Origin of the sequence: Cupriavidus sp. 2KB_3, from assembly GCF_052115685.1 — a bacterium.
In the GTDB taxonomy this organism is placed as follows: Bacteria; Pseudomonadota; Gammaproteobacteria; order Burkholderiales; family Burkholderiaceae; genus Cupriavidus; species Cupriavidus campinensis.
Map to the genome: position 1 here is coordinate 94,558 of NZ_JBFRHD010000023.1, position 11,585 is coordinate 106,142.

At 66.1% G+C, this 11,585-nt stretch carries 12 protein-coding genes; 5 read left to right on the plus strand and 7 right to left on the minus strand.

The window, feature by feature from the left end:
* Nucleotides 1-76 precede the first annotated feature (76 nt).
* The 7 genes from crcB to AB4120_RS22880 form a co-directional block, all read right to left on the minus strand.
* Nucleotides 77-457, minus strand: a complete 381-nt coding sequence (crcB, locus tag AB4120_RS22850) for a fluoride efflux transporter CrcB (protein WP_149135773.1) — start codon at nt 455-457, stop codon at nt 77-79.
* Nucleotides 458-988, minus strand: a complete 531-nt coding sequence (locus tag AB4120_RS22855) for a molybdenum cofactor biosynthesis protein MoaE (protein ID WP_149135772.1) — start codon at nt 986-988, stop codon at nt 458-460. It lies immediately after the preceding gene.
* Between the two features lies 1 nt (nt 989).
* Nucleotides 990-1,247, minus strand: coding sequence for a molybdopterin converting factor subunit 1 (gene moaD, locus AB4120_RS22860; RefSeq protein ID WP_441642894.1), 258 nt, complete (start codon nt 1,245-1,247; stop codon nt 990-992).
* Nucleotides 1,248-1,265: 18 nt separating this feature from the next.
* Complete coding sequence (locus tag AB4120_RS22865) at nt 1,266-2,474, minus strand: molybdopterin molybdotransferase MoeA (RefSeq protein WP_262389644.1); 1,209 nt, start codon at nt 2,472-2,474, stop codon at nt 1,266-1,268.
* Nucleotides 2,475-2,650: 176 nt separating this feature from the next.
* Nucleotides 2,651-4,096: a threonine synthase gene (gene thrC, locus AB4120_RS22870; RefSeq protein ID WP_149135769.1), complete on the minus strand. Its 1,446-nt coding sequence runs from the start codon at nt 4,094-4,096 to the stop codon at nt 2,651-2,653.
* Nucleotides 4,097-4,109: 13 nt separating this feature from the next.
* Nucleotides 4,110-5,420, minus strand: a complete 1,311-nt coding sequence (locus tag AB4120_RS22875) for a homoserine dehydrogenase (protein WP_149135768.1) — start codon at nt 5,418-5,420, stop codon at nt 4,110-4,112.
* 54 nt (nt 5,421-5,474) lie between these two features.
* Nucleotides 5,475-6,704 (minus strand): pyridoxal phosphate-dependent aminotransferase, encoded by a 1,230-nt coding sequence (locus AB4120_RS22880; protein WP_144200690.1) that lies wholly within the window; start codon nt 6,702-6,704, stop codon nt 5,475-5,477.
* Nucleotides 6,705-6,947: 243 nt separating this feature from the next.
* Between AB4120_RS22880 and AB4120_RS22885 the strand changes: the two genes are divergently transcribed.
* The 5 genes from AB4120_RS22885 (at nt 6,948) to AB4120_RS22905 (ending at nt 11,402) form a co-directional block, all read left to right on the plus strand.
* Nucleotides 6,948-7,334, plus strand: a complete 387-nt coding sequence (locus AB4120_RS22885; protein WP_149135767.1) for an Mth938-like domain-containing protein — start codon at nt 6,948-6,950, stop codon at nt 7,332-7,334.
* Nucleotides 7,335-7,511: 177 nt separating this feature from the next.
* Nucleotides 7,512-7,973, plus strand: a complete 462-nt coding sequence (locus tag AB4120_RS22890) for a peroxiredoxin (protein ID WP_149135766.1) — start codon at nt 7,512-7,514, stop codon at nt 7,971-7,973.
* 336 nt (nt 7,974-8,309) lie between these two features.
* Nucleotides 8,310-10,025: a PhoH family protein gene (locus AB4120_RS22895; RefSeq protein ID WP_149135765.1), complete on the plus strand. Its 1,716-nt coding sequence runs from the start codon at nt 8,310-8,312 to the stop codon at nt 10,023-10,025.
* Between the two features lie 175 nt (nt 10,026-10,200).
* Nucleotides 10,201-10,683 (plus strand): hypothetical protein, encoded by a 483-nt coding sequence (locus AB4120_RS22900; protein WP_149135764.1) that lies wholly within the window; start codon nt 10,201-10,203, stop codon nt 10,681-10,683.
* Nucleotides 10,684-10,754: 71 nt separating this feature from the next.
* Nucleotides 10,755-11,402, plus strand: a complete 648-nt coding sequence (locus tag AB4120_RS22905; protein WP_149135763.1) for a C40 family peptidase — start codon at nt 10,755-10,757, stop codon at nt 11,400-11,402.
* The last annotated feature ends 183 nt before the right edge of the window (nt 11,403-11,585 follow it).

Consider the following 11,585-nt stretch of genomic DNA (forward strand, 5'->3'; position numbering starts at 1 on the left):
ATTGCCGGAACCTGTATGTGCGACCCGATACACAGGCATCGGGCCGGCCAAGTGCTTGACGGAAAAGGAAAAACGCTCAGGCGAGCGTGCGCCAGGTCCAGATGCCGAGGGCCGTGAGCACCAGCGAGCCGCCCAGGTGCATCACCACGTGGGCCAGCGCCCAGCGATAGTCGCCCGCCATCAGGTTGCCGACCACCTCGCTCGAGAACGTCGAGAACGTGGTCAGACCGCCCAGGAAGCCGGTGACGGCCAGCAGCCGCCATTCGGGCGAAAGGCCCGGGTGCGACTGGAAGAACGCCACCGCGATCCCGACCAGATAGCCACCCACCAGGTTGGCGGCCAGCGTGCCATACGGCAACGCCGGGTTGGCCGCATTCCAGAGCACGGAAAATCCCCAGCGCAGCCAGGCGCCCACGGCAGCGCCGGCGCCCACCGCCACAAATCCAAGCGGACCCATTCAGCCTTCCTTGTTATTGTTCGACGTGTTGTTTGATGCGTTGTTCGATGCGTTGCTCGATGAGTCGGCGTTAAACGATTCGATGCCCCAGCGGCGCAGCGCCGCATCGTCCGAGACCCGCGCATCGACCCAGCGCGCGCCCTCGGGCGTTTCTTCCTTCTTCCAGAACGGCGCCTCGGACTTCAGGTAGTCCATGATGAACTCGCATGCGGCGAAGGCATCGCCCCGGTGCGCGGAGGCCACGGCCACCAGCACGATCTGGTCCAGCGGCTGCAACAGCCCCACGCGATGCACGATGGTCACGCCAAGCAGCGGCCAGCGCTCGCGCGCGGCGGCTTCGATGCGCTCCAGCGACTTCTCGGTCATGCCCGGATAGTGCTCGAGTTCCATCGTGCGCACCGCCGTGCCGTGCGTGACGTCGCGCACGGTGCCGATAAAGCTGGCCACGGCGCCCACGCCCGGATTGCCGGCCCGCAGCGCCGCCACTTCCGCGCCGAGGTCGAAATCGTCGTGCTGTACGCGTGCGCTCATCTCAGCCTCCGGTCACGGGCGGAAAGAACGCCACCTCGCAGCCGTCGGCCAGCGGGGTGTCGGCACGGGCCACGGCGTGGTCCACGGCCATGCGCAGGGCGCGGCCTTCGGCCAGCGCCTCGGCCCAGTGGCCGCCGCGCTCGCGCAGCCAGCCGCGCAGGTCGCCCACGGTGCGTACGCTGGCGGGCACCTCGGCGCGCTCGGCGCCCTGCCCCACCTGCTCGCGCACGCTGGCGAAGTATCGGAGTTCGATTTGCATGATGGTTGGCTCCGCGCGTCAGCCCAGCAGGCCGTCGAACGGGATGAATTGCACGGTGTCGCCGCGGCGGATGGTCTGGTTGGGCGGATTGTCGATCAGCCCGTCGCCCCAGACCGTGGACGTCAGCACGCCCGAACTCTGGTTCGGGAACAGGTCCAGGCCGCCCGCGTTGTTCAGACGCGCGCGCAGGAATTCGTTGCGGCGGTCACCGCGTTCGAGGTCGAAATCGGCGCGCAGCGGCAGGCGGCGCGGCGTGACATCGGCCACGCCTTGCAGGCGCAGGATGAACGGCCGCACGAACAGGAGGAAGGTCACGAAGCTCGACACCGGGTTGCCCGGCAGGCCGAGGAAGTGCGCCGGGCTATCCGAGCCGTTCGCCACCTGACCGAAGGCCAGTGGCTTGCCGGGCTTGATGGCGATCTGCCAGAGGTCCAGTCGCCCTTCGGCCTGTACGGCCGGCCGGATATGGTCTTCCTCGCCCACCGAGACACCCCCGGACGTGATGATCAGATCACACCCCTCGGCAGCGCGGCACAGGGTGTCGCGCGTGGCGGCCAGCGTGTCCGGCACGATGCCGAAGTCGGACACTTCGCAGCCCAGGTTTTCGAGCAGGCCGCGCAGCGTGAAGCGGTTGGAGTTATAGATGGCGCCCGGCTTGAGCGGCTCGCCGGGCATCGCCAGTTCGTCGCCGGTAAAGAACACGGCCACGCGCACGCGGCGCACCACGTCCAGCTTCGCCTGCCCCACCGAGGCCGCCAGTCCCAGCGCCTGCGGCGTCAGCCGCGTGCCGGCCGGCAAGATTTCTGCGCCGGTCTCGATGTCCTCGCCCGCGCGGCGAATCCATTCGCCCGAAGCCGGCACATGATTGACGATGACCGCGTCGCCATCGGCCACGCATTGCTCCTGCATGACCACGGCATCGGCGCCCGGCGGGATCAGGCCGCCCGTGAAGATGCGTGCGGCGGTGCCGGCGGCCAGCGCCGTGCCCACGTGGCCGGCCGGAATCCGTTGCGAGACCGGCAGGCGCGTGCCCGGCGCGGGCACGTCGGCGGCGCGCATCACGTAGCCATCCATCGAGGTATTGTCGGCGGGCGGCACGCGCAGCGTGCTGGTCACGGGCGCGGCCAGCACGCGGCCGTTGGCGTCGAGCGTGTCGACGGTCTCGGTGGCGGTCAGCGGACGCACGCCGGCCATCAGGGCCGCGAGGGCCTCGGCCATGGTCAGCATCGGCGGACGGTTGGCGGCAGCAGTTTGGGTGGGGGCTTGGGTCATGTGAGCGTGACTGAAATCAGGTTGGCCCATGAAAAACAGCCCCCGGCGTGAAGCCTGGGGGCCGTGGCAGCGGGCCCGGCAAACCCGATTGTAGCGAGTTGGGCGCCGGTCGGTCGCCGAGGGGGTGTCGCTTACAGCCCGGTGTGGCGGGCGATATACGCCTTGACCTGCGCGGCGTCCGCCGGCATCACCTCGAACCGCTGCGGCAGCGCCTCGATGCCATCGAACGCGGCGGGCCGCTCGGGCTCATGGCCCAGCGCCTCGCGGATCGTGTCGGCGAACTTGGCCGGCAGTGCCGTTTCCAGCACTACCATCGGCACGCCCGGCGTCAGGTACTCGCGCGCCACCTTCACGCCATCGGCGGTATGGGTGTCGATGGTCACGCCGTAACGCGTATGCACGTCGCGGATGGTGGCCAGGCGGTCCTCATGCGTGCTGCGGCCCGAGACGAAGCCGAACTGGCGGATCCGGTCGAATTCCGGCGTGCCGGAGAGGTCGAAACCACCCTTGGTGTCCACGTCGCGGAACAGCTCGGCAAGCTTGTCGCCGTCCTGGCCGAGCAGGTCGAACACGAAGCGTTCGAAGTTCGAGGCCTTGGAGATGTCCATGCTCGGGCTCGACGTGTGGTAAGTCTGCGCCGAGGTCCGCACGCGGTAGGTGCCGGTGCGGAAGAACTCGTCCAGCACGTCGTTCTCGTTGGTAGCAACCACGAGCTTGTCGATCGGCAGGCCCATCATGCGCGCGATATGGCCGGCGCAGACATTGCCGAAGTTGCCCGACGGCACGCAGAACGACACCTTCTGGCCGGGGCCATCGGTGGCCAGCAGCCAGCCCTTGAAGTAGTAGACCACCTGGGCCACCACGCGCGCCCAGTTGATCGAATTGACCGTGCCGATGGACTGGCGCGCCTTGAACGCGTGGTCGTTCGACACCGCCTTGACGATGTCCTGGGCGTCGTCGAACACGCCTTCGATGGCCAGGTTGAAGATGTTCGGGTCCTGCAGGCTGAACATCTGCGCGGTCTGGAACGCGCTCATCTTGCGGTGCGGGCTCAGCATGAACACGCGGATGCCATCCTTGCCGCGCATCGCGTACTCGGCCGCGCTGCCGGTGTCGCCGGAGGTTGCCCCGAGGATGTTCAGCTTCAGGCCGGCCCGGCGCAGCGCGTACTCGAACAGGTTGCCGAGCAGTTGCATCGCCATGTCCTTGAAGGCCAGCGTCGGGCCGTTCGACAGGCCCAGCAGTTGCAGCGGCGTGCCGCCTTCCTCGCCCAGCGTGCGCAGCGGGGTGATGTCCGCCGTGTTGTCGCCCGGACGTGCGTTGCAGTACACCTCGGCGGTGTAGGTCTTGCGCGTCAGCGCGCGCAGGTCGTCGGCGGGGATGTCATCGCAGAAGCGCGAGAGCACCTCGAACGCCAGGTCGGCGTAGGACAGCTTGCGCCAGGCTTCCAGTTCGTCGGCCGTAACCTGCGGGTACTGCTTTGGCAGGTAGAGCCCGCCGTCCGGCGCCAGGCCGCCCAGCAGGATCTCGGAGAACGATTGCGGCATGTCATGGCCGCGCGTCGATTGGTATTGCATGAGCGAGGGCGTCTTAGTTCAGTTCTTCCATGCGCAGGCGCGTCACGGCGGACAGCACCGTCGGCAGCGACTCGATGCCGCGGATGGCGGCGTTCACGTGCTTCTCGCGCGTGAGGTGCGTCAGGATGATGATGTCGGTCTGCGGCTCGCCCTGGCGCGACTCCTTCTGGAGCATCGCGTCGATGCTGATGCCGCCTTCGGCCAGGATGCGCGTGATCTCGGCCAGCACGCCGGTCTCGTCGGACACGCGCATGCGCAGGTAGTAGGAGCTGGTGACTTCCTCGATCGGCAGCACCGGCACGCTGGACAGCTCGTCCGGCTGGAACGCCAGGTGCGGCACGCGATGGTTCGGATCGGCCGTATGCAGGCGCGTCACGTCTACCAGGTCGGCAATCACGGCCGAGGCGGTCGGCTCGGCGCCGGCGCCCTTGCCGTAGTACAGCGTGGCGCCCACGGCGTCGGCCTGCACCAGCACGGCGTTCATCGCGCCTTCCACATTGGCGATCAGGCGGGATGCCGGCACCAGCGTGGGATGCACGCGCAGCTCCACACCCTCTTCGCGGCGGCGCGTGATGCCGAGCAGCTTGATGCGGTAGCCCAGTTCCTCGGCGTACTTGATGTCCGTGGCGGACAGGTTGGTGATGCCTTCCACGTGGGCCTTGTCGAACTGCACCGGCATGCCGAAGGCGATGGCGCTCATCAGCGTGACCTTGTGGGCGGCGTCGATGCCCTCGATGTCGAAGGTCGGGTCGGCCTCGGCATAGCCCAGCTGCTGGGCTTCCTTGAGCACCACGTCGAAGTCCAGGCCCTTGTCGCGCATTTCGGACAGGATGAAGTTCGTCGTGCCATTGATGATGCCGGCAATCCACTGGATGCGGTTAGCGGTCAGGCCCTCGCGCAGCGCCTTGATGATGGGGATGCCACCGGCCACGGCGGCCTCGAACGCCACGATCACGCCCTTGCGGCGTGCGGCCTCGAAGATCTCGTTGCCATGCACGGCCAGCAGCGCCTTGTTGGCGGTGACCACGTGCTTGCCGTTCTCGATGGCCTTTAGAACCAGCTCGCGGGCAATGCCGTAGCCGCCGATCAACTCCACCACGATGTCGATCTCGGGGCGGGTGACCACCTCGTTGGCATCGCTGACGACTTCCACCTCGCCGCCGGTCAGTTCCCGGGCGCGCTCGGTGTTGAGGTCGGCCACCATCGCAATCTCGATGCCGCGGCCTGCACGGCGACGAATTTCTTCCTGATTGCGCTTGAGCACGTTGAACGTGCCGCTACCAACGGTACCGATGCCGAGAAGGCCGACTTTAATGGGTTGCATGGACGTCTGACTCTGGGTTGCTTGATGCGGGATGAACGGGGGCGCCGCGGCGGCTCAGGCCGTGCCGTGACGTTTTCTATAGGTTTCGAGGAAGCGGCCGACGCGGGTCACGGCCTCGCGCAGGTCTTCCTCATGCGGCAGGAACACGATCCGGAAGTGATCCGGCGCGCCCCAGTTGAAGCCAGTGCCCTGCACCAGCAGCACCTTCGATTCCTGCAGCAGTTCGTAGATGAATTCCTGGTCGTCCTGGATCGGGTACATCGACAGGTCGAGCTTGGGGAACAGGTACAGCGCGGCCTTGGGCTTGACACAGCTCACGCCGGGGATCTGGGTGATCAGCTCATAGGCCAGGTCGCGCTGGCGGCGCAGCCGGCCGCCCTCGGCCACCAGGTCGTTGATGCTCTGGTAGCCGCCCAGCGCGGTCTGGATGGCCCACTGGCCCGGCACGTTGGCGCACAGGCGCATCGAGGACAGCATGTTCAGGCCCTCGATATAGTCCTGCGCCGGGCGCTTGTCGCCCGACACCACCATCCAGCCGGCGCGGTAGCCGCACGAGCGGTAGTTCTTCGACAGGCCGTTGAAGGTCACCGTCAGCACGTCCGTGGACAGCGCGCCGATCGAGGTATGCGAATGGCCGTCGTACAGCACCTTGTCGTAGATCTCGTCGGCAAAGATGATCAGGCCGTGCTGGCGCGCGATGGCGACGATCTCCTGCAGCAGCTCGTCCGAATACAGCGCCCCGGTGGGGTTGTTCGGATTGATGACGACGATCGCCTTGGTGTTCGGGGTGATCTTCCTGCGGATATCGTCGAGGTCCGGCATCCAGTCGTCGGCCTCGTCGCAGATATAGTGCACCGGGGTGCCGCCGGACAGGCTCACGGCGGCGGTCCACAGCGGGTAGTCCGGCGCCGGCACCAGCACCTCGTCGCCGCTGTTGAGCAGCGCGTTCATCGACATCACGATCAGCTCGGAGGCGCCGTTGCCCACGTAGATGTCGTCCAGCCCCACGCCCTGGATCTTCTTCTCCTGGGTGTAGTGCATGATGGCCTTGCGCGCCGCGAAGATGCCCTTGGAGTCCGAGTAACCGGCCGAATTGGGCAGGTTGCGCATCATGTCCTGCTGGATCTCTTCCGGGGCATCGAAACCGAACACGGCCAGGTTGCCGATGTTCAGCTTGATGATCTTGTGCCCTTCCTCCTCCATCTGCCGGGCCTTTTCCAGCACCGGGCCGCGGATGTCATAGCAAACGTTCTGGAGCTTGTTCGATTTCTGGATGGGTTTCACGGCGGTGTTGGCGATGTCAGGGCAGGCTGCCGGTCTCCGTGGCAGCGGATTTTCGGAATCTTCTGGAATGTCCTGGCAAGTCTGGCGGAAGGCGGCGCATCCGCGGTGATGTGCCCGGCGCGTGGCAGACAGGGAGGCAAAAGCTATAATTTATCGGATTATGACAGACTTCGGCATGGATTCTTGCATTGCAGCGACGCTTTCCCGCGCCGGGCGCACGATCCTGCCACCGCGAGCCCCCTCTTGAAACTCCACGCCGACAAACCCAACAATCTCAATACCGTGACCAGCTACGGTCCCGGGTATATCGAAATCAACCTGGTCCGCCACGACCAGTCCGTGCTGGTCATGCCGGAAGGCCCGGTCGAGCCGTGGCCGGTGGCCCGTTTCGAGGACCTGGAACCCGCCCATTTCGACGTCCTGCTCGATAAACAGGCAGAAGTGGTCTTGCTGGGCACCGGCAACAAGCTGCGTTTTCCTCACCCGCGCCTGACCGCCGCGCTGGCCCGCCGCCACATCGGCGTGGACGCCATGGATCTCCAGGCTGCATGCCGCACCTACAATATCCTGATGGCCGAGGGCCGCAAGGTGGCAGCGATCCTGCTGGTGGAGCCGGTCGACGAGGCCTAGAGCCGGCCCCCTGGTGCGAATATCGGCCGACAACCTGCCGAGGTTGAGCGCACGCCACGCTTGAAGTCTGGCCGACTGCCCCAAACTGCACCCGCCATGGCACAAGCCCGGGTCCACCCCCACAACAAACGGGCCGCCATCACCGATGATGCACCGCCATCCAGGAGAGCCACCAGCATGACAGTCAGTCTCAACCAGGCCGTTCCGGACTTCCGCGCCCCCGCTACCGGCGGGGAGTTCCATCTTGCCGGCCAGCGCGGCAAGACCGTGGTCCTGTACTTCTACCCGAAGGACAACACGCCGGGCTGCACCACCGAAGCGATGAACTTCCGCGACCAGTACGCCGAGGTCGAGGCGGCCGGCGCCGTGGTGTTCGGCATCTCGCGCGACAGCCTGAAGTCTCACGAGAACTTCAAGACCAAGCTCGAACTGCCCTTCGAGCTGATCTCGGACGCCGACGAGGCGCTCTGCAGCCTGTTCGACGTCATCAAGATGAAAAAGATGTATGGCAAGGAAGTGCGCGGGATCGAGCGCAGCACTTTCATCCTCGACGGCAAGGGCATCCTGCGGCACGAGATGCGCGGCATCAAGGTGCCGAACCACGTGGACGAAGTCCTCGAACTCATCCGCAAGATCTAGTCCGCCGGGCGCCACTGGCACGGCTGCAACACCGCGCAACACTCCGTCCGCAGGGTCATTGCCAAACCGAAAACGTTCGGATACATTGGCCCGTAATGCGTTCAGATCCCAGTTGCCACGCTGTTGTACCGTTCCGGCCCAGGAGAGAAAGTCCCCGGGCTGGTAGCGGACCTGCCGTGTCCGGGGTCCGCGAAGAAGCCGCCACACCTGTTCACCAGGCATGGCGGCTTTTTTGTTTGCGGCCGTCGCGCCCCGGCATGCACCGAAGCGTGCGCCAGTTCCCGCGCGTCGCCCCGCTGCCCGCCCTTTTCCGCCCCCCTGAAAGGATGTCCAAGCATGCCGCTGCCTACCATGCCCGCCAAGCCTGCCCAACTGCTGGACCCGAGCGAATTCGCACCGGTCTCACTGCCCAAGGCCAAAGCCGCGCAGGGTAAGAAACCTGTGCCGGCGCTCGAGCGCGAGGCATTGCTCGAGTCAGGCCCGAACGGTGACACGGGCGACCTCCAGGCGCCCGCCACGCGCGGCCGCGCCGGCAGCACCACGCGCGCCCGCACCCCCGATACCCCGGCGCCAGCCACGACCGCCCCGTCCGCGCCGGCCGTGAGCCTGGTCAAGCCGGCGGCCGGCCCCACGCGCCGCGCACGCAAGTCCGAGGGGCCCAGCAAGCTGTTCGTGCTGGACACCAACGTGCTGATGCACGACCCGAGCTCGCTGTTCCGCTTCGAGGAGCACGACATCTATCTGCCGATGATGACGCTCGAGGAGCTGGACAACCACAAGAAGGGCATGAGCGAAGTCGCCCGCAACGCGCGGATGGTCAGCCGCACGCTCGACTCGCTGGTCGGCGGCACCGACGGCGTGCTCGACGACGGGCTGCCGCTGGCCACGCTCGGCAACCGTGACGCGCAGGGCAAGCTGTTCTTCCAGACCCGCCTGAACGAGATCAAGCTGCCCGAGGGCCTGCCGCAGGGCAAGGCCGACAACCAGATCCTGGGCGTGGTCAGCGCGCTCCAGCAGCAGTTCCCGGAGCGCCAGGTCGTGCTGGTGTCGAAAGACATCAACATGCGCATCAAGGCGCGCGCGCTGGGGCTGCCGGCCGAGGACTACTTCAACGACCAAGTCCTGGAAGACAAGGACCTGCTCTACGCGGGCGTGATGCAGCTGCCCAACGACTTCTGGGCCAAGCACGGCAAGGGCGTGGAAAGCTGGCAGGACCCGAAGTCCGGCGCCATGTTCTACCGCCTGACGGGGCCGCTGGTGCCGTCGTTCCTGGTCAACCAGTTCGTCTACCTGGAGCCGATGGACGGCAGCCTGCCGCTGTACGCGCAGGTCAAGGAAATCAACGGCAAGACCGCCCTGCTCCAGACGCTGAAGGATTACACCCACAACAAGAACAACGTGTGGAGCGTGGTGGCCCGCAACCGCGAGCAGAACTTCGCGCTGAACCTGCTGATGAGCCCGGACATCGACTTCGTCACGCTGCTGGGTCAGGCCGGTACCGGCAAGACGCTGCTGGCGCTGGCGTCCGGCCTGGAGCAGGTGCTGGACCAGAAGCTCTACAACGAGATCATCGTCACCCGCGCCACCGTGCCCGTGGGCGAGGACATCGGCTTCCTGCCGGGCACCGAGGAAGAGAAGATGCAGCCCTGGATGGGCGCGTTCGACGACAACCTCGAAGTCCTGCAGAAGAGCGATGACTCCGCCGGCGACTGGGGCCGCGCGGCCACGCAGGAGCTGATCCGCTCGCGCATCAAGGTCAAGAGCATGAATTTCATGCGCGGCCGCACATTCGTGAACAAGTTCGTCATCATCGACGAGGCCCAGAACCTGACGCCGAAACAGATGAAGACGCTGGTCACACGCGCCGGCCCCGGCACCAAGATCGTCTGCCTGGGCAACATCGCCCAGATCGACACGCCGTACCTGACCGAGGGCTCGTCGGGCCTGACCTACGTGGTGGACCGCTTCAAGGGCTGGAGCCACAGCGGCCACGTCACGCTGGCGCGCGGCGAACGCTCGCGCCTGGCCGACCACGCGGCGGACGTTCTTTAAGTACCGTCCGCCCGGCATTGTCCGCCGGGCGGCGTTCGTCTCCTTTTTTACCCGGATCCGGGCGTCCACGTGGATGCCCGGCCATATCGCCATCTCGCGTCGGGCTTTGGCTGACAGCCAAAATGCGGCGGCAGCGCTATGATCGTCCGGTGTTCATGTCGATACGGAGGCGTCGATGGACAAGCCACAGTCGTTCAATCCCTACCTGTCCGGCAATCCACGGACCCTGTTTTCCCGCCAATCGCGCGCCACACGGCGGCGCCGTATCCTGGCGGCAACGCTGATCGGTACCTCGCTGGTTATCGCCGCCACCTGGCGTCCGGCCCGGGCAGCCGAGGAAATGGTTATCCGCACCATGGGCCCGGTCAGCTATGTGTGCGGCGGCGTGGCCGAGGACGAGCGCGCCAAACTGGCCGAGCAGGAAAAGAACTTCAATATGGGCATCCTGTTCACGCAGGGCCCGAATGGCGAGTATCTGTCGGAAGTTGACGTCAATCTGACACGCGACGGCCAGCCGGTAGCCAATTTCAAGGCTGGCGGCCCCCGCTGCCTGATACGTGCGCCTGAAGGCAGCTACAATATCGAAGCGACCTACAAGGGTCAGGCCAAGTCCATGAAGATCAGCACCGGCACGCGCAACGCCCAGCTTCGCTGGTAATGCTTTAACGATGCGCTAGCCGCGCTACACCGCGGGCGGACGCGTGACCCGGCAACCAAACAAAAAGAAGGATGCCGCAGCGCCCGCTTCGCCTTTTCTCTCTCGATGCCTCCCGCACCGCGGCCCTCGCAGTGAGCGCCGCCGCGCTGCTGCTGGCGGCATGCGCCGGCGGACCGCCGGCCCGGCAAGGCGCATCCGTGCCCCGGGCGCCCGGCAAGCCAATGATCGACCCGAGCGCCGGACTCGAGGAAATCTCGATCCAGGCGATGTCGCTGGTCGGCACGCCCTACCGCTACGGCGGCAACACCCCCGATTCCGGTTTCGACTGCAGCGGCCTGGTCCGCTACGTGGTGCAGCGCGCCGCCAACGTGAACCTGCCGCGTACGACCGAGCAGATGGGCCAGCGCGGCTCGTCGCTGGACCGCAGCCAGGTGGCCTCCGGCGACCTCGTGTTTTTCAACACCACGGGACGCGCCAATTCCCACGTGGGCATCTATGTCGGCCAGAACCGCTTCGTCCACGCGCCCGCCACCGGCGGCACGGTGCGGCTCGAGGACATGGGCAAGTCTTACTGGGCCTCCCGCTACAACGGTGCCCGCCGCGTAGTGGCTGCTAGTAATTTGCCGATGATGCCGGCGCCCGCGCCAGCGGCCCCCTCGCCCGCGCCTGCGCCCGCGCCGGAAGACGACGACCCCATCGCCGCCTTCGCACGGCAATAATCCGCTAGTAGAAGGCGTAAAAAAAGCCAGGCGCGATGAACTGCACCCCAAAAGTTGGACACCAACTTTTGGGGTGTTTTTTCATGTATCGGTACTCGGAGCAGTTCAGGCTGACAGTTATCCAGAGCTACCTGGACGGTCAGGCAGGCTATGGTGAGATCGCCAAACGCCATGAAATAGACA

Coding starts and splice junctions, on each gene's coding strand:
- AB4120_RS22895 (WP_149135765.1), top strand. CDS start 8,310: ATGCCGCTGCCTACCATGCCCGCCAAGCCTGCCCAACTGCTGGACCCG.
- thrC (WP_149135769.1), bottom strand. CDS start 4,096: ATGCAATACCAATCGACGCGCGGCCATGACATGCCGCAATCGTTCTCC.
- AB4120_RS22900 (WP_149135764.1), top strand. CDS start 10,201: ATGGACAAGCCACAGTCGTTCAATCCCTACCTGTCCGGCAATCCACGG.
- AB4120_RS22905 (WP_149135763.1), top strand. CDS start 10,755: ATGCCGCAGCGCCCGCTTCGCCTTTTCTCTCTCGATGCCTCCCGCACC.
- AB4120_RS22865 (WP_262389644.1), bottom strand. CDS start 2,474: ATGCTGACCATGGCCGAGGCCCTCGCGGCCCTGATGGCCGGCGTGCGT.
- AB4120_RS22855 (WP_149135772.1), bottom strand. CDS start 988: ATGAGCGCACGCGTACAGCACGACGATTTCGACCTCGGCGCGGAAGTG.
- crcB (WP_149135773.1), bottom strand. CDS start 457: ATGGGTCCGCTTGGATTTGTGGCGGTGGGCGCCGGCGCTGCCGTGGGC.
- AB4120_RS22890 (WP_149135766.1), top strand. CDS start 7,512: ATGACAGTCAGTCTCAACCAGGCCGTTCCGGACTTCCGCGCCCCCGCT.
- AB4120_RS22875 (WP_149135768.1), bottom strand. CDS start 5,420: ATGCAACCCATTAAAGTCGGCCTTCTCGGCATCGGTACCGTTGGTAGC.
- moaD (WP_441642894.1), bottom strand. CDS start 1,247: ATGCAAATCGAACTCCGATACTTCGCCAGCGTGCGCGAGCAGGTGGGG.